This window comes from Nocardioides sp. Leaf285 (genome assembly GCF_001422955.1).
Classification (GTDB): Bacteria; Actinomycetota; Actinomycetes; order Propionibacteriales; family Nocardioidaceae; genus Nocardioides; species Nocardioides kribbensis.
The window spans coordinates 346,752-363,903 of record NZ_LMNH01000004.1 but is presented as its reverse complement, the minus strand read 5'-3'; the positions used below and the strand labels follow the sequence as shown (position 1 = coordinate 363,903).

Genomic DNA, 17,152 nt, shown 5'->3' with positions numbered 1-17,152 from the left:
CGAGGAGCCCCTCAGGCGTAGCGGGCGGCCACGTCGGCCGCGCGGGCGCCGTAGCCCCCGCCGAAGAGGCAGGCGTGCACGAGCAGGGGGAAGAGCTGGTGCAGGCCCACCCGGTCCTGCCAGCCGTCGGCCAGCGGGGTGACCTCGTCGTAGGCGTCGAGCGCGCGCGGCAGGTGGGGCAGCCCGAAGAGCGCCAGCATGGCCAGGTCGGCCTCGCGGTGGCCGCCGTGGGCGGCGGGGTCGACGAGGTAGGAGCGGCCGTCGGCGCCCCACAGCACGTTGCCGTTCCACAGGTCGCCGTGCAGCCGCGCGGGCGGCTCCTCGGGCACCAGGCCGGTCAGGCGGGGCACGACGGCCTCGACGCGGGCGGCCTGCGCGGCGGTGACGGCGCCGCGGTCGCGGGCGAGCTTGAGGTAGGGCAGCACCCGGCGCACGGCGTAGAACTCCGCCCACGACGGCGCCGGCCGGTTGGGCAGCGGCAGCCGGCCGATGAAGCCGTCGCGCTCGCCGCCGTGGGTGGGTGCTCCGGCCGCGTGGGTGCGGGCGAGCGCGCGACCGAAGTCGGCGGCGCCGTCGGCGGTGGCCTTGCCGGGCTCGACCCAGCGCAGGATGACGCAGTCGTGGTCGGCGGCCAGCAGGTCGGGCACGGCGACGCCGCCCTGGGTGCCCTGGGTGCCCTGGGTGCCGGCGGCCTCGGCCAGCCAGCGCAGCCCGGCGGCCTCGGCCTCGAAGAAGCCGTCGGGGGCGTGGGGGAGGGTCTTCATCAGCGCGACCGAGCCGTCGGAGAGCCGCAGCCGGGTCGCGGTGGAGATGTCGCCGCCGGCGACCGGGGAGGTCGCGGCGACCGCCGCGCCGAGGAGCTCCTCGGCACGTCGGGCCAGCAGGGGCTGGCGGGTCATCGCGGCCCCGGGGCGAGCGCGGGGTCGCGCTGCAGGGCCGCCACCAGGGCGACCGACGTGCGCTCCACCATGGCGAGCACCTCCTCGAAGCCGGCGTCCCCACCGTAGTACGGGTCGGGCACCTCCCGGTCGGGGCCGTCGTCGCCGACCGGCACGGGGTCGAAGTCGCGGTAGAGCCGGACCCGCTCGGAGCGGCCGCCGATGTCGGCGAGGTTCTGGGAGTCCATGGCCAGGACGAGGTCGTGGCGCTCCAGCCAGCCGGCGTCGAACTGCCGGGCGCGGTGCGGGCTGGGGTCGTAGCCCTCGGCGAGCAGGCTCGAGGCGGCGCGCAGGTCCATGGGCTGGCCGACGTGCCAGCCCCCGGTGCCGCTGCTGGCCACGGTGACGCGGGCGGCGAGCCCGGCGTCGTCGACGCGCTGGGCGAGCACGACGTCGGCCATGGGCGAGCGGCAGATGTTGCCCAGGCAGACCAGGGCGACGGAGTACGCGCCCGGGGTGCGGGCGGGCGGCAGGGCCGGAGGCAGGGCGGGGCTCACCGGCGCTCCTCCGCGCCCAGGACGCCGTCGACGATCCAGGTGGTGACCGTGATGACGATCGCGCCGAGCACGGCGGGCCAGAAGCCGGTGACCCGGAAGCCGATGTCGAGCTGCTCGGCCACCCAGCCGGTGAGCAGGAGCATCGCGGCGTTGATGACCAGCAGGAAGAGCCCGAGCGTGACGATGATGAAGGGGATCGAGAGCACCTGCAGCACCGGCTTCACGAACGACGACACCACGCCCAGGATCAGCGCCACCAGCAGCAGCGGGAGGATCTTCTCCTCCACCTCGGCCATCCCCGAGCGCGGCCCGGTGAAGCGGATGCCGTCGACGAGCCACGCGGCGGCGGCGAGCGAGACGGCGTGGGTGACCAGCCAGAGGAGGAAGCGCACGCCGGCCAGTCTGACAGGCCGCCGGGGCCGTGGGGCGTGGCCGTGGCCGGTGCCCGGCTAGAGGTCGAGGGCCTCGACGATGGCGACCTCGGCGTCGGCCAGGTGGCGCACCAGGAAGGCGTGGGCCTCCTCGACCCGGTCGCGCTCCAGCAGCATGAGCAGGGCGGCGTGGGAGTCGGCCTGGTCGTGGGCGTTGCGCTTGATGCGGTCGACCTGGGCCAAGGCCAGCTTGAGCTCGATGACGAGGTTCTCGGCCATCGCCACCAGGCGCGGCGACCCGGTGAGCCCCACGAGAGCGACGTGGAAGGCCAGGTGGCGCTCGTTGAGCTCCTGGTAGGACCCGCCCTCGCGCACCGCGGTGGTGTAGCGGACCAGGGTGGTGCGCACCGCGTCGCGCAGGGCGTCACCGGCCTCGCCCCACCGGCGTACGCCGGCGCCCTCCAGCACCAGCCGGGCCCGGCACACGTCGCGCACGGAGGTGACGTCGGGCCGCGCGACGCTGACGCCGCGGTGGGGCTCACGGGTGGCCAGCCCCTCGGCCACGAGCACGGTGAGCGCCTCGCGGACCGTGGGGCGCGAGACCCCGAGCGACTCGGCGAGCGCGACCTCGCGCAGCGCCGTGCCCGACTCCAGCTCGCCGTCGAAGACGGCGCGGCGCAGCTCCTCGGCGACCCGGTCGACGGTGGAGGAGTGCTCCAGGCGCAACGTCGCGAAGCGCTGGGCGGGAGCCGGGGCCGGTGGCAGGTCGGCCCCTCGCTCGGCCCCGTGGTCCGCGGACTGGTGGTCCGGGTGCCCCGGGTGGGGGGTCGACGGTCCGCCGGGCGCACCGTCGGCGGCGCGCAGCGGTCGGGGGCCCTCGGACATGGGCCCCATCGTGCCGCAGGTGGCGTGTCGGTGGCGCCTCCGGTCCGGCGTGCCGCACACTCATCCTGTCAGATTGTCTGACAATCTCAGTGACGGAGGTCGCATGGACACCACCCCGCCCGGTCCCCGCACGCTCGCCTGGGGTCGCCACTACGTCGCCGTCGAGCCGACCCACTTCCGCGTCGACTACGCCATCAACCCCTTCATGGACCCCGCCGACCAGCCCGACCCGCAGCTGGCCCTGCGGCAGTGGCACGCGCTCGTGCGCACCCTGGAGCGCCTCGGCGCCCGGGTCGACGTGGTGCCCCAGCGCGCCGACGCCCCCGACATGGTCTTCGCCATGAACCTGGGCCTCGCCGTCGTGCGCCCCGACGGGCGGCGCCACGTCGTGCTCTCCCACATGCGCCACCCCGAGCGCCGCATGGAGACCGCGTCCGCGCAACGGTGGTTCGAGGACCGGGGCGCCACGACCTCCTCCGTCGGGCGCGACGGCGTGGGCGCCCACCTCGAGGCCGGCGACGCCTTCGCCTTCGGTGGCGAGCTGGTCGTGGGCCACGGCCCCCGCACCGACGAGCTGGCCCTCAAGCACCTGGCCACCGACCTCGGCGTGACGGTGCGGGGGCTGCGCACGACCCACCCGGGGATGTACCACCTCGACCTGGCCTTCTGCCCCCTCGACGCCCGCCGCGCGATCGTCTGCCCGGCCGCCCTCGACGCCGAGTCGGCCGCGCTCCTGCTCGACCTGGTGCCCGAGCCGCTGGTGGTGAGCGAGGAGGAGGCGCTGACGACCTTCTGCGCCAACTCCGTGGTCGTGGGTCGCACCGTGGTGATGCCGGCCTGCCCCGAGCGGGTGCGGGCACGGCTGGAGGCGTGGGGCTTCGAGGTCGTCGTGGTCGACGTCTCGCAGTTCCACAAGGCCGGCGGCTCGGTGCGCTGCCTCACCAACCCCGTCGACGTGCGGCTGGGGCGCGACCTCGCGCCGGCGCCGGCCGCGGGCGCCGAGCAGCGCTGAGCGCTCCCGGGGCGCACCGCGGAGCGGCCCCGGGGGAGCGCCGGGGGAGCGCCGGGGTGCGCACCGGTGTGACCCGGCCCGCGTCGGTAGCCTCGGGCGGGTGTTCCCGGTCGGAGGAGTCGACGTCATGCTCGCGGGCGCGGCCGTCACCGGCGTGCTCTGCGTGCTGCTGGCGCTCGCCCTGCGCCGCCGCGGCGCGCTGCACGCCTGGTCGGTCGCCGGGCTGGTCTGGTCGCTGGCGGTCATCGCCTGCGTCACCCTCATCCCCGCCAACGGCGCGCCCGGTGTGGTGCCGGTGGAGAGCCGGCTGGCCACCTGCTCCTTCGACATCGGCGGCCCGGCCCCCGACGGCTTCTGGATCTTCGAGAGCGGCCAGCGCCTGCTCAACACCGTGCTCTTCGTGCCCTCGGGCGCCCTGCTGGTCCTGGTGGCGGCGCGCTGGCGCGCGGGCTGGCTGCTGGTGCCGCTGGGGCTGGCGCTCCTGGCCGGCTACAGCGCGGCCATCGAGAAGGTCCAGCTCGAGCTGGCGCGCCTCGACCGGGCCTGCGACGTCACCGACATCCTCGACAACGTCACCGGCGCGGCGCTCGGTGTCGGGGCCGGGCTGCTGCTCGCCGTCGTGCTGCGGCCCTGGCGCGCCCGCGGGTCGCAGCGCGGGCCCGTGCCTCACTAGCCTGCACCCATGAGCACCCCCCGGCCACGGGCCACCGTCACCCAGATCCCGGCGTACGTGCCCGGCAAGCCGCCGGTGCCCCGTGACGACCTGGTGACCTACAAGCTCTCCTCCAACGAGAACCCCTTCCCGCCGCTGCCCGGGGTGATCGAGGCGGCCCACGCCGCGGTCGACCTGGCCAACCGCTACCCCGACATGGGCAACAGCGCCCTCTACGCCGGGCTGTCGGAGAAGCTCGGCGTGCCGGTCGGCGACCTGGCCGCCGGCACCGGCTCGGTGGCGCTGATCTACCAGCTCCTCCAGGCCTTCTGCGACCCCGGCGACCAGGTGGTGCACGCCTGGCGCTCCTTCGAGGCCTACCCGATCGCGATCACCTCCGCCGCCGCGACCTCGGTGCCCGTGCCGCTGACCGCCGACGCCGAGCACGACCTCGACGCGATGGCCGCCGCCGTCACCGACCGCACCAAGGTCGTCATCGTCTGCACGCCCAACAACCCCACCGGCCCCTCGGTGACCCAGACCGCGCTCGACGCCTTCCTCGCCCAGGTGCCGCCGCACGTCGTGGTCGTCGTCGACGAGGCCTACCTGGAGTTCGTGCGGATGCCCGACGCCGTCGACGGTCTCGCGACCTACCGCGCCCACCCCAACGTCGTGCTCTTCCGCACCTTCTCCAAGGCCTACGGCCTCGCCGGCTTCCGGGTCGGCTACGCCGTGGCGCAGGCCGAGGTCGCCGCAGCGCTGCGGGCGGTCTCCCTGCCCTTCGGCGTCTCCTCGGTCGCCCAGGCCGCTGCCCTGGCCTCCCTCGACGCCGAGGAGGCGCTGCTCGAGCGGGTCGCCGACCTCGTGGCCGAGCGCGACCGGGTGGGCGCCGCGCTGCGGGAGGCGGGCTGGTCGATCCCCGACTCGCAGGGCAACTTCGTGTGGTTCCCTCTCGGCGAGCGCACCGCCGACTTCGCGGCCGCCTGCGACGCCGCCGGCATCGTCGTGCGCCCCTTCGCCGGCGCGGGCGCCCGGGTCTCGGTCGGCGAGGTCGCGGGCAACGACCGGCTGCTGGAGGTGGCCGCGGCCTTCCGGCGCGGGTGAGCCCCGAGGGCCCGGCGCGCGGATGGGAGGATCACGGCATGGGCGAGGTGTTCGACGGGGAGATCCAGGCGCGCTACCGCGACGTCAACACGGGCGGGCACGTCGACAACGTCGAGGCGATCCGGGTGCTCGACGAGGCGCGCACGCAGTTCTTCCGCTTCGCCCCGCTGGGCCTGCCCGCGGGCGTCGGGCTGCTGGCCCGGGTGCCGGGCGGGGTCTCGGAGCTGATGGGCTCCCAGCGCGTCGACTACCACGCGGAGATGCGCTTCGCGCCGTACCAGCCGTTCCTGGTGCGCATCTGGCTGGCCCACGTGGGCCGCTCGTCGTTCACGATCTCCTCCGAGGTGCGGGTCGAGCGTGACCACCCGCCGGCCGTGGTCGCCGAGAGCTCGCTGGTCTTCTGGGACCACGCCGCCCAGGCCTCGTGGCCGATCTCGCCCGAGGTGCGCGCCGACCTCGACCGCTTCCGCGGCGACCGGGTCGCGCTGCGCGAGCGCCCCGGCCCCTGACCGACCTGCGCCCGCCCCGGGTCCGGCGGCGGCCGGCTGCGCGTCCTACTGACCGTTGGGACCTCTACCTGACAGTCGTGACGGTCAGGTAGAGGTCTCAACGGTCAGTAAGACGCAGGCGGCGGCGGGTGCGGCGGGTGCGGTGGTGAGCGCCGGCAGCGGGCAGGGCGGCCCCGCGGTCGCTCAGTCGCAGCCCGGGAGGACGACGGTGACGGTGGTGCCGCGGCCGAGGGCGGAGTCGACCTCGACGCGCCCGCCGTGGCGCTGGGCGATGCCGGCGACGATGCTCAGCCCGAGGCCGGTGCCCGGTCGGCGCAGGGCGGCGGGGTCGGAGGAGCGCACGAAGGGCTCGAAGAGGCCGGCCTGGTCCTCGGGGGAGATGCCGATGCCGTCGTCGGCCACGACGAGCGCGACCTCGCTGCCGCGGCGCTCGGCGGAGACGACCACGCGCCCGCCGGCGTCGGTGTACTTCAGCGCGTTGGTCAGCACGTTGTCGAGCAGCCGCTCCACCTCCACCGGGTCGCCGGTCGTCGCGGCCGTCGGGTCGCCGGGGCCGACCTCGAGGGCGACCCCGGCGACGCCGGCGGTGGCCTGGTAGAGCCCGACCACGTCGCGCACGAGCGCCCCGAGGTCGACCCGGGTGCGCAGGCCCGCGCGCTGACGGTCGTCGGCCTGGGCCAGCCGGAGCAGGTCGTCGACGACGCCGCGCATCTTGGCCACGCCGCGCCCGATCGAGGCCTCGAAGGTCGCGGCCGGCTCGGGGTGGTCGAGCATGCCCAGCAGCTCGAGGTTGCCCGAGACCACCGTGAGGGGCCCGCGCAGCTCGTGGGTGAGGGTGGCGATGAGCTGCGCGCGCCGCTCGTCGACCTCCTGCAGCTCACGCAGCAGCGCCCGCTCGCGCTGGCGCACCTGCGCGACGGCGAGGGCGGTGCCGAGGTCGCCGCCGACCACGAGGGCGGCCTGCTGGTCCACGGGTGACCACGACCCCGCGCCCGGCGCGCGGGTGAGCACGCAGATCCCGGCGTACGTCGTGCCGCGCAGCACGGGCACGGCGAGGGCCGCGCCCATCGTGGTGACCTGCAGCAGCCGCTGGCCGTGGGCGTCGAGGCGGGGGTGGCCGGCCAGCGCGGGGGTGGGCTCCCCGGCGCGCAGCACCAGCGCGCGCGGCGGGTCGGCGAGGTGCGGCCCGAGCGCCCGGGCGAGCACGCGCAGCGACCGGGGCGCGCGCAGCAGCGCGCCGTCGAGGGTGTGGATGGGCACGGTCACGGCCGGGTCGAGCAGCTGCACGCAGGCCGCCGCCGCGCCGAAGCCCTCCACCAGCAGCGGCAGGGCGGCGGTGAGCAGCTCCTCGGGGGTCTGGTGCTCCGGGGCGAGGGTCGAGCGCACGAGGTGGTGGGTGGCCTGGGCCCGCGCGGCGCGCTGGCCGACCTCCTCGCGGTCGCGGGCGCTGAGCAGGGCCTGCTCGACGTGGGCGGCGTAGCGCTCGAGCAGGGCGCGGCGCACCCCGTCGGGGCGCCGGCCGTCGAGGGGGCCGTCGAGGGAGAGCACGCCGACGACCCGGCCCTCGGCGTCGGTGAGCAGCGCGAGGAGCACGTCCCAGGGGTCCCACACCTCGTGGGGCGCGGCGTCACCGTCGGCCGCAGGGGTGTCGATGCGCACCCAGGTGCCGTCGAGGCGTCCGTCGTGGTGCTCGGCGCGCAGGAAGCGGAAGCGGCCCCAGGTCTCGGCGGCGGCCACGACGGGGTCGAGGATCGCGACGGAGTCGGTGGCCAGCACGGCCTCGCGGTGCTCCTCGGGCCCCGCGTAGGCCACGGTGACCAGGTCGTCGTCGACGACGACCGACAGGGTCGCCACGTCGAAGCCGACCATCAGCGCCACCGACTCCACGAGCAGCTGGAGCGCAGCGCGCGACGACGCGTCGGACCAGTCGTCCAGGTCCGGGTGGTGGGTGCGCGCGGGCGCTGCCCAGGACCCCTCGTCGGGCTGTGTCGCCATGATCCCCCCGATCGACAGCGCAGGGGGACACTCAACACCTCCGCCGCCGTCACGGCTACTGGTCTCGACCAGCGGGAGGCCCGCCGGGCGGAGGGCGACCGGGGCGGCGATGTGTGCGGGTGGGTGAGCCGGGGCGGGTGACGGGCGCCTAGCGTCGCGGGCATGAGCGACGACCAGACCCCGACGTACGTCGAGAAGGGCAAGGAGTTCCGGCGCGACACGACCTACGTGTCCGACCGGATCACCCGCGAGGCCCGCACCCCCGAGCACGGCCCCACCGACGGGCGGATGTGGCCGGTGGAGGCCGGCCGCTACCGCCTGGTCGCCGCCAAGGCCTGCCCCTGGGCCAATCGCGCCATCATCGTGCGGGGCCTGCTGGGCCTCGAGGACGTCGTCTCCCTCGGGCTGCCCGGTCCCACCCACGACGCCCGCAGCTGGACCTTCGACCTCGACCCCGGCGGCAAGGACCCCGTGCTGGGCATCGAGCGGCTCCAGGAGGCCTACCTCGCGCGCTTCCCCGACTACGAGCGCGGCATCACCGTGCCCGCGATGGTGGAGGAGTCCAGCGGCGAGCTGGTCACCAACGACTTCCCGTGGATCACCCACGACCTCTTCCACGAGTGGCGCGACTTCCACCGCGCCGACGCCCCCGACCTGTGGCCCGCCGAGGTCCGCGAGGAGATGGAGGAGGTCATGCAGCGCGTCTTCACCGAGGTCAACAACGGCGTCTACCGCTGCGGCTTCGCCGGCTCCCAGGAGGCCTACGACGAGGCCTACCAGCGGCTGTGGACCGCCCTGGACTGGCTCGAGGAGCGGCTCACCGACCGCCGCTACCTCATGGGGTCGGCCATCACCGAGGCCGACGTGCGGCTCTTCACCACCCTGGCCCGCTTCGACGCGGTCTACCACGGCCACTTCAAGTGCAACCGCAACAAGCTCACCGAGATGCCGGCGCTGTGGGGCTACGCCCGCGACCTCTTCCAGACCCCGGGCTTCGGCGAGACCATCGACTTCGACCAGATCAAGGCGCACTACTACGTCGTGCACACCGACATCAACCCCTCCGGGATCGTGCCCGCCGGCCCCGACCCGGCCGTCTGGCACACCCCCCACGGGCGCGAGTCCCTGGGCTGAGCGGGGCCCCGCCCTCGCGGTGGGTCCCGCGGTGGGTCCCGCGGTGGGTCCCGCGGTGGGGCTCGCGGTGGGGCCTACCGGTGGAACAGCCGGGCCAGCAGGCCCCGCTGCTCCTGCACGACCGAGCCGGTGCCGGCCGGCGCCCCGTGGCCCGGGCTGCCCGCGGGGCGGGGGTCGTCGGCGTCCCGGCGCACGCGCGGGGTGCCGCCGCTGCGCACCACGACCTCGTCGAGGAGCGCGTCGACGTCCGCGGTCTCGTAGCCCTCGCGCAGCCTGACCGTGGCGAAGCGGGCGGCGGTGGCCGGGGCGACCGGGTCGCCGCCCGAGCGCAGGGTCTGCACCAGGTCGGCGAGGAAGTCGTCGACCTGGCCCATGTCGTAGCCGCTGCGCAGCCGCACGGGGGTGAAGCGGGCGGTCTCGACCAGCCGCGCCAGCTCGGCGGGGCCGGCGGGGCCGGCGGGCTCGGCGGGCTCGGCGGGACTCCCAGGACCGGCGGGCTCGGGCGAGGGGGTGCCGGGAGGAGGGTCGGCGGGGGAGGACATGGCCGCCCCTACCCCGGGCGCCGTCGGGTCATGCCTGCCCGGGCCGCCTAGGCTGGCGCGCGTGGGAGTCGGACACGGGCACGGCCACGGGCACGCGGGCCGGCGGACGGGCGGGCACCCGGGCGGTCACGCCGCGGGTCGCGCCGCCGACCGGCGGCGGCTGCGGGTGGTGCTGGCGGTCACCGCGAGCGTCATGGTGCTCGAGGTCGTGGGCGCCGTGGTCACCGGCTCGCTGGCGCTGCTCGCCGACGCCGGCCACATGGCCACCGACGCCGGCGCTGTGGTGCTCGCGCTCGGGGCGTCGTACGTCGCCGGGCTCCGCCCGGGCCCCCGCTCCACCTTCGGCCTGCACCGCGCGGAGATCCTCGCCGCGCTGCTCAACGCGCTGGTGCTGCTGGTGGTCTGCGGCTACCTCGCCTGGGCCGGCCTGAGCCGGCTCGCCGACCCCCAGGAGGTGGAGGCGGGGCCGATGATCGCCTTCGCCACGGTCGGCCTGCTCGCCAACGCCGTGTCGATGCTGGTGCTCAGCCGCTCGGAGTCGGGCTCGCTCAACCTTCGCGGCGCCGCCAACGAGGTCTTCGCCGACCTGCTCGGCTCGGTGCTGGCCATCGCCGCCGGCGTCGTCGTGCTCACCACGGGCTGGCTGCGGGCCGACCCGGTGGCCTCGCTGCTGATCGCGGTGATGATCCTGCCGCGCGCCCTCGTGCTGGCCCGCGACGCCGTCGCGGTGCTGCTGGAGGTGGCCCCGGCCGGCCTCGACCTGGTCGAGGTCAGCCGCCACATCGAGGACGTGCCCGGCGTCGTCGACGTGCACGACCTCCACGCCTGGACCATCACCAGCGGCCTGCCGAGCCTCTCGGCCCACGTGACGGTCACCGACGCGGCGCTGGCCGAGCGGGGCGTCGGGGCCGTGCTCGACGACCTGTGCCACTGCGTCGCGGAGCACTTCGACGTGCGCCACGCGACCTTCCAGGTCGAGCCGGTCTCCCACGGCGCCCACGAGGACCTCGGCGAGCTCCACTGAGCCGACCGTCCGCCCGCCCGCCCGCCTGTCCGTCGTGTCGAGAGGCAGGACGGCGGACGTCGTGCGAGGAGTGGAGGCGCATCCACGGTGCGCATGACGTCAGGCGGTGGGGGTCGACGCGCCGATTCGCCTCAGGCCCGGTCGACCTCGGAGCGCAGCTTCAGCACGACGGTGCCGTCCTCCTGCTCGATGACGTAGGCCGGGTCGTCGTCGCTGCCGTGGCGGGTGATCGTCGAGCCCTTGGTGGTGCGCTCGACCGTGTCGTGGTGGACCTCGGTGACGGTGCCGCTCGCGGTGCCCCCACCCCACGACCAGCTGACCTCGGTGCCGGTGCGGATGCTCATCGCGTCTCCTTCCGGGCCGCCTGCTCGGCGGCCGCGCCCAGCTTGACCAGGGTCTTCTCGATGCCGCGCTGGATCTTCGCGGCCACGCCGGCGCGGTGGTAGGCGGCCTGCACCAGGCCGGGGTAGCGGCTGATGTCCCACGTCTCGGTGACCCGCGTGCGGGCCGGGCCGCCGGTGTCGTCGGCGGGGAGCTCCTCCAGCTCGTAGCGCCACCGGTGCAGCCCGACGTGGCGCCACGCGATCAGCCGGTCGGGCTCGAGCTCGACGACCTTGTTGCGGATCTTGTACGGCGCGCCGATGCGCATGTCCATGCCGAAGGTCGAGCCCAGCTCCAGCCGCGGGGGCCCGCTGGTCGAGCCCCTCACGGTGCCGGAGCCGTCGATGAGCGGGTGCTGCCGGGGGTCGGCCAGGATGTCGAAGACGACGGCGGGCGGGGCGTCGACGACGGCCGAGGCGGTCACGACGGGGCGTGCTGAGGAGGCCATGCCCCGAGGCTACGGCGGGTGATTGGCGGCCATCTCACCCTCGCAGGTACGTTGTCCCCGACCACGATGTGTCCGGGGTCACAGGGGCACCACCCCGCCCCTGGCGGCCCGCTCGGACACGCCGTACGGCCTCGGAGACCCCGTCGGGCCGGTGAGAGCGAAGGAGTGCGCACGTGTCCCCTGACTCGACGTTCGGCCCCGACCTGGTGGAGGTCTTCGGACCCTCCCAGAGCGACGGCGGCCCCGAGCTGGTCCAGCTGCTGACCCCGGAGGGCGAGCGCGTCCACCACCCGGAGTTCGACATGGACTTCAGCGCCGAGCAGCTGCGCGGGTTCTACCGCGACATGGTGCTCACCCGGCGCATCGACACCGAGGCCACGGCGCTCCAGCGCCACGGCGAGCTCGGCATCTGGGCCCAGCTGCTGGGCCAGGAGGCCGCGCAGATCGGCGCCGGCCGCGCGCTGCGCACCCAGGACCACGTCTTCCCGACCTACCGCGAGCACGGCGTCGCGTGGTGCAAGGGCGTGGACCCCCTCAAGCTGCTCGGGCTCTTCCGCGGCGTCGACCACGGCGCGTGGGACCCCGAGGAGAACCACTTCGGGCTCTACACCATCGTCATCGGCGCCCAGACCCTCCACGCCACCGGCTACGCCATGGGCATGCAGCGCGACGGCGTCGTCGGCACCGGCGACCCCGAGCGCGACGCCGCGGTGATCGCCCACTTCGGCGACGGCGCCTCCTCGCAGGGCGACGTCAACGAGGCCTTCATCTTCGCCGCCTCCTACAACGCCCCCGTGGTGTTCTTCTGCCAGAACAACCAGTGGGCCATCTCGGAGCCGATCGAGCGCCAGACCCGCATCCCGCTCTACCAGCGCGCCCTGGGCTTCGGCTTCCCCGGCGTGCGCGTCGACGGCAACGACGTGCTGGCCACCTACGCCGTCACCCAGGCCGCCCTCCAGCGCGCCCGCGACGGGCAGGGCCCGACCTTCGTGGAGGCCTACACCTACCGGATGGGCGCCCACACCACCACCGACGACCCGACCCGCTACCGCCTCTCCGACGACGTGGAGAGCTGGAAGCTCAAGGACCCGATCGCCCGCGTCGAGGTCTACCTGCGCCGCAACGGCCTGGTCGACGACGCCTTCATCGCCGGGGTCAAGGACGAGGCCGACGACCTGGGCGCGCGCCTGCGCGAGGGCTGCAAGGCGATGCCCGACCCGCAGCCGCTCGACATGTTCGACCACGTCTACGCCGAGATGACCGACGAGCTCGCCGCCCAGCGCGACGGCTTCGCGGCCTACCTCGAGTCCTTCGAGGGGGCCGACCGATGAGCACCCACAAGGTCACGCTGGCCAAGTCGCTCAACATGGGGCTGCGTCGCGCGATGGAGGACGACCCCAAGGTCCTGCTCATGGGCGAGGACGTCGGCAAGCTCGGCGGCGTCTTCCGCATCACCGACGGCCTGCAGAAGGACTTCGGCGAGGACCGCGTCATCGACTCCCCGCTCGCGGAGTCGGGCATCGTCGGCACCGCGGTCGGCATGGCGCTGCGCGGCTACCGCCCGGTGGTGGAGATCCAGTTCGACGGGTTCGTCTACCCCGCCTACGACCAGATCGTGTGCCAGGTGGCCAAGATGAGCTACCGCTCCAAGGGCCGCTCCAGGATGCCGATGGTCATCCGGATCCCCTACGGCGGCGGCATCGGCGCCGTGGAGCACCACAGCGAGTCGCCCGAGGCGCAGTTCGCCCACACCCCCGGGCTCAAGGTCGTCACCTGCTCCAACCCCGTCGACGGCTACTGGATGATCCAGCAGGCCATCGCCTCCGACGACCCGGTGGTCTTCCTGGAGCCCAAGCGGCAGTACCACGCCGACAAGGCCGACCTCGACACCACCGCCACCCCCGCGCCGCTGTTCACCTCGCGGGTGGTGCGGCGCGGCACCGACGTGACGCTGCTGGCCTACGGGCCGATGGTCAAGACGGCGATGAAGGCCGCCGAGGCCGCCGCCACCGAGGGCCGCTCGCTCGAGGTCATCGACCTGCGCACGCTCTCGCCCCTCGACATGGCCCCGGTGCTGGAGTCGGTGCGGCGTACGGGCCGGGCCGTCGTGGCCCACGAGGCCCACGTCAACCTCGGCCTGGGCGCGGAGCTGTCGGCCCGCATCACCGAGCAGTGCTTCTACTCCCTGGAGGCCCCGGTGCTGCGGGTGGGCGGCTTCGACACCCCCTACCCCGCCTCGCGGATCGAGGAGGACTTCCTCCCCGACCTCGACCGGGTCCTCGACGCCGTCGACCGCAGCATGGAGTTCTGATGACCACCACCCAGGCCCCCACCCAGGAGTTCCTCCTCCCCGACGTCGGCGAGGGTCTCACCGAGGCCGAGATCGTCGAGTGGAAGGTCGCGGTCGGCGACGTCATCGCGATCAACGACATCATCGTGGAGATCGAGACGGCCAAGTCGCTCGTCGAGCTGCCCTCGCCCTACGCCGGCACCGTGCTCGCGCTGATGGTCGACGCGGGCGTCACCGTCGACGTCGGCACCCCGATCATCCGCGTGGGCGACCCCGCGTCGACCGGCGAGCCCGCGCCGGGGCCGGCCGCCGCCGCGCCCCAGCCCGAGATGGCCATCGACCTGTCCAACCCCGCCGCCTCCGGGGGCGGGGAGGGGGAGAGCCTCGTCGGGCGCAACAAGGCCGAGCGCGGCCCCGTGCGCCGCGCCCGCAAGGGGTCGGCGTCGCCCTCGACCGAGGCCGGCGCCAACACCCAGATGCAGCTGCAGGGCGCCTTCGCGCCGGGCGGTGCGGAGTCCGACGAGGTCGTGGCCTCCGACGAGCCGGCCGTGCCCGCCACCCCGGCCCCGCCGGCGCCCGAGCCGGTCGACGCGCTCGTGCCGGCCCGGGCCACCGACCCCGCCGCCGTACGCGCCCTGGCCAAGCCGCCGGTGCGCAAGCTGGCCAAGGACCTCGGGGTCGACCTCGCCGCCTGCCGTGCCTCCGGGCCCGGCGGCACGGTCACCCGCGACGACGTCCACGCCGCCGCCGGCCGGGGGGCCGCTCCCGAGCCGACGCCGGCCACGATGTCGGCCTCGACGCCCGCCTCGACGCCCGCCTCGACGCCCCGGCCGGCCGCGGCCGGTGGCGCCCGCGAGACCCGCGAGCCGGTCAAGGGCGTGCGCAAGATGATGGCCGGCGCGATGGTCGGCTCGGCGTTCTCCGCGCCCCACGTCACCGAGTGGGTCACCGTCGACGTCACCCGCACCATGGAGCTGGTCGAGCGGCTCAAGGACCACCGCGACCTGCGCGGGCTCAAGGTCTCGCCGCTGCTGGTGCTCGCCCGCGCCTGCGTGCTCGCGATGCGTCGCACCCCGGTCATCAACTCCACGTGGGACGAGGCCGCCCAGGAGGTCGTGCTCAAGCACTACGTCAACCTCGGCATCGCCGCCGCCACCCCCCGCGGCCTGGTGGTGCCCAACGTGAAGGACGCCCACGACCTGGCGCTGCCCGAGCTCGCCGCGGCGCTGGGCGAGCTCACCGCCACCGCGCGCGAGGGCCGCACCCAGCCGGCGGAGATGGCGGGCGGCACGTTCACCATCACCAACGTCGGCGTCTTCGGCGTCGACGCCGGCACCCCGATCATCAACCCCGGCGAGTCGGCGATCCTCTGCTTCGGTGCGGTCACCAAGAAGCCGTGGGTGGTCACCCGCGACGGGGTCGACGAGATCGTCGTGCGTCAGGTGACGACGCTGGCGCTGTCCTTCGACCACCGCCACGTCGACGGCCAGGCCGGCTCGCAGTTCCTCGCCGACGTCGCCTCGATCCTCGAGGACCCCGCCTCGGCGCTGCTGTTCTGAGGTCGCCCGCTCCTGGGTGGGACGTCATGCGTGGGGTGGAGGCGCATCCAGGTGTCGCATGACGTCCTGCCGGGGCTGCCTGGGGCGGGTGGTGGCGTCATACGGAGGGTGGAAGCGCATCCACGTGTCGTATGACGNGGTGTCGCATGACGTCCTGCCGGGGCTGCCTGGGGCGGGTGGTGGCGTCATACGGAGGGTGGAAGCGCATCCACGTGTCGTATGACGTCCTGCCGGGGCGGCCTGGGGCGGGTGGTGGCGTCATACGGAGGGTGGAGGCGCATCCAGGTGTCGCATGACGTCCTGCCGGGGCTGCCTGGGGCGGGTGGTGGCGTCATACGGAGGGTGGAAGCGCATCCACGTGTCGTNGAGGCGCATCCAGGTGTCGCATGACGTCCTGCCGGGGCTGCCTGGGGCGGGTGGTGGCGTCATACGGAGGGTGGAAGCGCATCCACGTGTCGTATGACGTCCTGCCGGGGCTGCCTGGGGCGGGTGGTGGCGTCATACGGAGGGTGGAGGCGCACCCACGTCGCGTATGACGTCCTGCGCGGGCGGCCTCGGACGGGTGGGACGTCATGCGTGGGGTGGGGGCGCATCCACCCTCCGTATGACGTCCACCCTGCGCCCCGCGGCCGATCCGCGGGGCGGAGCCTCACCCCGCGGCGAGCACCGCGGCCTCGGCCTCGCGCGTCAGGCCGGTGGTGGGGGCGCCGGGGGTGGCGCGCAGCCAGGCCAGCGTGTCGCGGGCCGAGTCGGCCACCGGCCGCACGACCAGCCCCGCGGCCAGGCTGGGCGTGGCGTCGTGGGCCAGCATCCCGTCGTACGCCGGGCGCGGCAGCCACAGCGGCAGCGAGTCGGGGCCCGACCACGGCTGCACGCCGGCCGCCTCGAGCCGGTCGGAGGCGACCCACCGCAGCCGCGGGGTGACGCCGACGCCGGCGGCGACCTCGGCCAGCAGCTCGCCGGCGGTGGTGGTGGGGCCGACCGCGTCGTAGGCGCCGGTGAGGCGGCGCTCGGCCGCGGTGACGACCCACGTGGCGAGGTCGCGGGCGTCGAGCACCTGCACGACGTCGCGGGGCGAGCCGCCGGCCAGCACGGGCTCGCCGTCGCCGGCCTCCGCGAGCCGCGCCGGCCAGTAGGTGAAGCGGCCCGAGGGGTCGCCGGGCCCGATCAGCAGCCCGGGTCGCAGCACGAGGCTGCGTGCGGCGCCGGCGAGCACGATCTCCTCGCAGGCGACCTTCATGGCGCCGTAGGCGTCGGGGTCGGTGGTGGGGTCGACGTCGGCGTGCTGGGCCGGGCGCAGCGCGCCGCGGGAGGGGGTCTGGCCGGGGGTGGCGTCGTCGGAGTAGACGTTGACGGTGGAGACGAAGACGTGGTGGGCCTCGGGCCAGGTCGTCACCGAGCGGCGTACCCAGGAGGGCGTGCGGGCCACGTCGACCACGACGTCCCACCGCTGCGAGGCCAGCGCGGGCGGCACGACGCGCGTCGAGCGGTCCCACTCGACGTGCTCGGCGCCCTCCGGCACGGTGCCGCTGCGACCGCGCGAGGCGCAGGTGACCTCGTGGCCCCGCTCGAGCGCCTCCTGGGCGACCGCGCGCGAGAGGAAGACCGAGCCGCCGAGCACGAGGATGCGCATGGGGTGAGCCTGTCAGGCGCGGCCAACGAGCACGAGGGTCGTGCTGCCCGGGTCGACCTCCAGGTCGTCCGGGCCGAGCGCCGCCGTCCCCGCCCGGGCCCGCACCGTCCGCCCCACCCGTCACACCTGTCGGCCCGGACCCGCACTTGTCGGCCCACGCGTGGGCCGACAGGTGCGG

18 protein-coding genes are annotated in these 17,152 nt (G+C 75.0%); 9 read left to right on the top strand and 9 right to left on the bottom strand.

Annotation, left to right across the window (positions count from 1 at the left end; translation table 11 throughout):
* Positions 1-11: 11 nt before the first annotated feature.
* From ASF47_RS16010 to ASF47_RS15995, 4 genes are read right to left on the bottom strand one after another with little or no spacing between them, the layout of a single operon-like run.
* Positions 12-899, bottom strand: coding sequence for a fructosamine kinase family protein (locus tag ASF47_RS16010; protein ID WP_056864986.1), 888 nt, complete (start codon positions 897-899; stop codon positions 12-14).
* Positions 896-1,435, bottom strand: coding sequence for a low molecular weight protein-tyrosine-phosphatase (locus ASF47_RS16005; protein ID WP_228942644.1), 540 nt, complete (start codon positions 1,433-1,435; stop codon positions 896-898). Before ASF47_RS16005 ends, ASF47_RS16010 begins: the two co-directional genes overlap by 4 nt.
* Positions 1,432-1,827 carry a phage holin family protein gene (locus ASF47_RS16000; RefSeq protein WP_056864985.1) on the bottom strand — a complete coding sequence of 132 codons (396 nt, stop codon included), beginning with the start codon at positions 1,825-1,827 and terminating at the stop codon, positions 1,432-1,434. The genes ASF47_RS16005 and ASF47_RS16000 overlap by 4 nt, the downstream gene beginning before the upstream one ends.
* Positions 1,828-1,884: 57 nt before the next feature.
* Positions 1,885-2,691, bottom strand: coding sequence for a GntR family transcriptional regulator (locus ASF47_RS15995; RefSeq protein ID WP_082500410.1), 807 nt, complete (start codon positions 2,689-2,691; stop codon positions 1,885-1,887).
* A gap of 103 nt (positions 2,692-2,794) precedes the next feature.
* Between ASF47_RS15995 and ASF47_RS15990 the strand changes: the two genes are divergently transcribed.
* The 4 genes from ASF47_RS15990 (at position 2,795) to ASF47_RS15975 (ending at position 5,968) form a co-directional block, all read left to right on the top strand.
* The gene (locus ASF47_RS15990; RefSeq protein ID WP_056864984.1) at positions 2,795-3,703 is read left to right on the top strand and encodes a dimethylarginine dimethylaminohydrolase family protein; all 909 of its coding nucleotides are present in this window, start codon (positions 2,795-2,797) and stop codon (positions 3,701-3,703) included.
* Between the two features lie 100 nt (positions 3,704-3,803).
* Positions 3,804-4,376, top strand: a complete 573-nt coding sequence (locus tag ASF47_RS15985) for a VanZ family protein (RefSeq protein ID WP_156697951.1) — start codon at positions 3,804-3,806, stop codon at positions 4,374-4,376.
* Positions 4,377-4,385: 9 nt separating this feature from the next.
* Entirely contained in the window at positions 4,386-5,459 is a 1,074-nt protein-coding gene (hisC, locus tag ASF47_RS15980; protein WP_056864982.1) for a histidinol-phosphate transaminase, read from the top strand.
* Positions 5,460-5,497: 38 nt separating this feature from the next.
* Positions 5,498-5,968 carry an acyl-CoA thioesterase gene (locus ASF47_RS15975; protein WP_056864981.1) on the top strand — a complete coding sequence of 157 codons (471 nt, stop codon included), beginning with the start codon at positions 5,498-5,500 and terminating at the stop codon, positions 5,966-5,968.
* Positions 5,969-6,151: 183 nt separating this feature from the next.
* Here ASF47_RS15975 and ASF47_RS15970 read toward each other — a convergent pair whose 3' ends face one another.
* Positions 6,152-7,963, bottom strand: a complete 1,812-nt coding sequence (locus tag ASF47_RS15970) for a sensor histidine kinase (RefSeq protein WP_056864980.1) — start codon at positions 7,961-7,963, stop codon at positions 6,152-6,154.
* A 162-nt stretch (positions 7,964-8,125) separates the two neighbouring features.
* Between ASF47_RS15970 and ASF47_RS15965 the strand changes: the two genes are divergently transcribed.
* A complete protein-coding gene (locus ASF47_RS15965; protein ID WP_056864979.1) occupies positions 8,126-9,097 on the top strand; it encodes a glutathione S-transferase C-terminal domain-containing protein in 972 nt (323 codons plus the stop codon).
* Between the two features lie 74 nt (positions 9,098-9,171).
* Here ASF47_RS15965 and ASF47_RS15960 read toward each other — a convergent pair whose 3' ends face one another.
* Entirely contained in the window at positions 9,172-9,639 is a 468-nt protein-coding gene (locus ASF47_RS15960; RefSeq protein WP_056864978.1) for a DivIVA domain-containing protein, read from the bottom strand.
* Between the two features lie 61 nt (positions 9,640-9,700).
* Between ASF47_RS15960 and ASF47_RS15955 the strand changes: the two genes are divergently transcribed.
* The gene (locus ASF47_RS15955; RefSeq protein WP_056864977.1) at positions 9,701-10,663 is read left to right on the top strand and encodes a cation diffusion facilitator family transporter; all 963 of its coding nucleotides are present in this window, start codon (positions 9,701-9,703) and stop codon (positions 10,661-10,663) included.
* Positions 10,664-10,794: 131 nt separating this feature from the next.
* Here the strand turns inward: ASF47_RS15955 and ASF47_RS15950 are convergent, their stop codons facing one another.
* Entirely contained in the window at positions 10,795-11,007 is a 213-nt protein-coding gene (locus ASF47_RS15950; RefSeq protein WP_056864976.1) for a DUF2945 domain-containing protein, read from the bottom strand.
* Complete coding sequence (locus tag ASF47_RS15945; RefSeq protein WP_056864975.1) at positions 11,004-11,492, bottom strand: SRPBCC family protein; 489 nt, start codon at positions 11,490-11,492, stop codon at positions 11,004-11,006. The genes ASF47_RS15950 and ASF47_RS15945 overlap by 4 nt, the downstream gene beginning before the upstream one ends.
* Positions 11,493-11,695: 203 nt before the next feature.
* Between ASF47_RS15945 and pdhA the strand changes: the two genes are divergently transcribed.
* The 3 genes from pdhA to ASF47_RS15930 are packed head-to-tail and all read left to right on the top strand — an operon-like array spanning position 11,696 to position 15,341.
* Positions 11,696-12,823: a pyruvate dehydrogenase (acetyl-transferring) E1 component subunit alpha gene (gene pdhA / locus ASF47_RS15940; RefSeq protein WP_056865274.1), complete on the top strand. Its 1,128-nt coding sequence runs from the start codon at positions 11,696-11,698 to the stop codon at positions 12,821-12,823.
* On the top strand, positions 12,820-13,803 hold the full coding sequence (locus tag ASF47_RS15935; RefSeq protein WP_056864974.1) for an alpha-ketoacid dehydrogenase subunit beta: 984 nt from the start codon (positions 12,820-12,822) through the stop codon (positions 13,801-13,803). The genes pdhA and ASF47_RS15935 overlap by 4 nt, the downstream gene beginning before the upstream one ends.
* Complete coding sequence (locus ASF47_RS15930; protein WP_056864973.1) at positions 13,803-15,341, top strand: dihydrolipoamide acetyltransferase family protein; 1,539 nt, start codon at positions 13,803-13,805, stop codon at positions 15,339-15,341. Before ASF47_RS15935 ends, ASF47_RS15930 begins: the two co-directional genes overlap by 1 nt.
* A gap of 649 nt (positions 15,342-15,990) precedes the next feature.
* Here ASF47_RS15930 and ASF47_RS15925 read toward each other — a convergent pair.
* Positions 15,991-16,974, bottom strand: coding sequence for an NAD-dependent epimerase/dehydratase family protein (locus ASF47_RS15925; protein WP_056864972.1), 984 nt, complete (start codon positions 16,972-16,974; stop codon positions 15,991-15,993).
* Positions 16,975-17,152: the final 178 nt, after the last annotated feature.

Bases quoted from the DNA above. Each gene is read 5' to 3' on its own strand.
- ASF47_RS16010 (WP_056864986.1), bottom strand. From the start codon at position 899: ATGACCCGCCAGCCCCTGCTGGCCCGACGTGCCGAGGAGCTCCTCGGC.
- ASF47_RS15995 (WP_082500410.1), bottom strand. From the start codon at position 2,691: ATGTCCGAGGGCCCCCGACCGCTGCGCGCCGCCGACGGTGCGCCCGGC.
- ASF47_RS15990 (WP_056864984.1), top strand. From the start codon at position 2,795: ATGGACACCACCCCGCCCGGTCCCCGCACGCTCGCCTGGGGTCGCCAC.
- hisC (WP_056864982.1), top strand. From the start codon at position 4,386: ATGAGCACCCCCCGGCCACGGGCCACCGTCACCCAGATCCCGGCGTAC.
- ASF47_RS15975 (WP_056864981.1), top strand. From the start codon at position 5,498: ATGGGCGAGGTGTTCGACGGGGAGATCCAGGCGCGCTACCGCGACGTC.
- ASF47_RS15970 (WP_056864980.1), bottom strand. From the start codon at position 7,963: ATGGCGACACAGCCCGACGAGGGGTCCTGGGCAGCGCCCGCGCGCACC.
- ASF47_RS15965 (WP_056864979.1), top strand. From the start codon at position 8,126: ATGAGCGACGACCAGACCCCGACGTACGTCGAGAAGGGCAAGGAGTTC.
- ASF47_RS15960 (WP_056864978.1), bottom strand. From the start codon at position 9,639: ATGTCCTCCCCCGCCGACCCTCCTCCCGGCACCCCCTCGCCCGAGCCC.
- ASF47_RS15950 (WP_056864976.1), bottom strand. From the start codon at position 11,007: ATGAGCATCCGCACCGGCACCGAGGTCAGCTGGTCGTGGGGTGGGGGC.
- ASF47_RS15945 (WP_056864975.1), bottom strand. From the start codon at position 11,492: ATGGCCTCCTCAGCACGCCCCGTCGTGACCGCCTCGGCCGTCGTCGAC.
- ASF47_RS15935 (WP_056864974.1), top strand. From the start codon at position 12,820: ATGAGCACCCACAAGGTCACGCTGGCCAAGTCGCTCAACATGGGGCTG.
- ASF47_RS15930 (WP_056864973.1), top strand. From the start codon at position 13,803: ATGACCACCACCCAGGCCCCCACCCAGGAGTTCCTCCTCCCCGACGTC.
- ASF47_RS15925 (WP_056864972.1), bottom strand. From the start codon at position 16,974: ATGCGCATCCTCGTGCTCGGCGGCTCGGTCTTCCTCTCGCGCGCGGTC.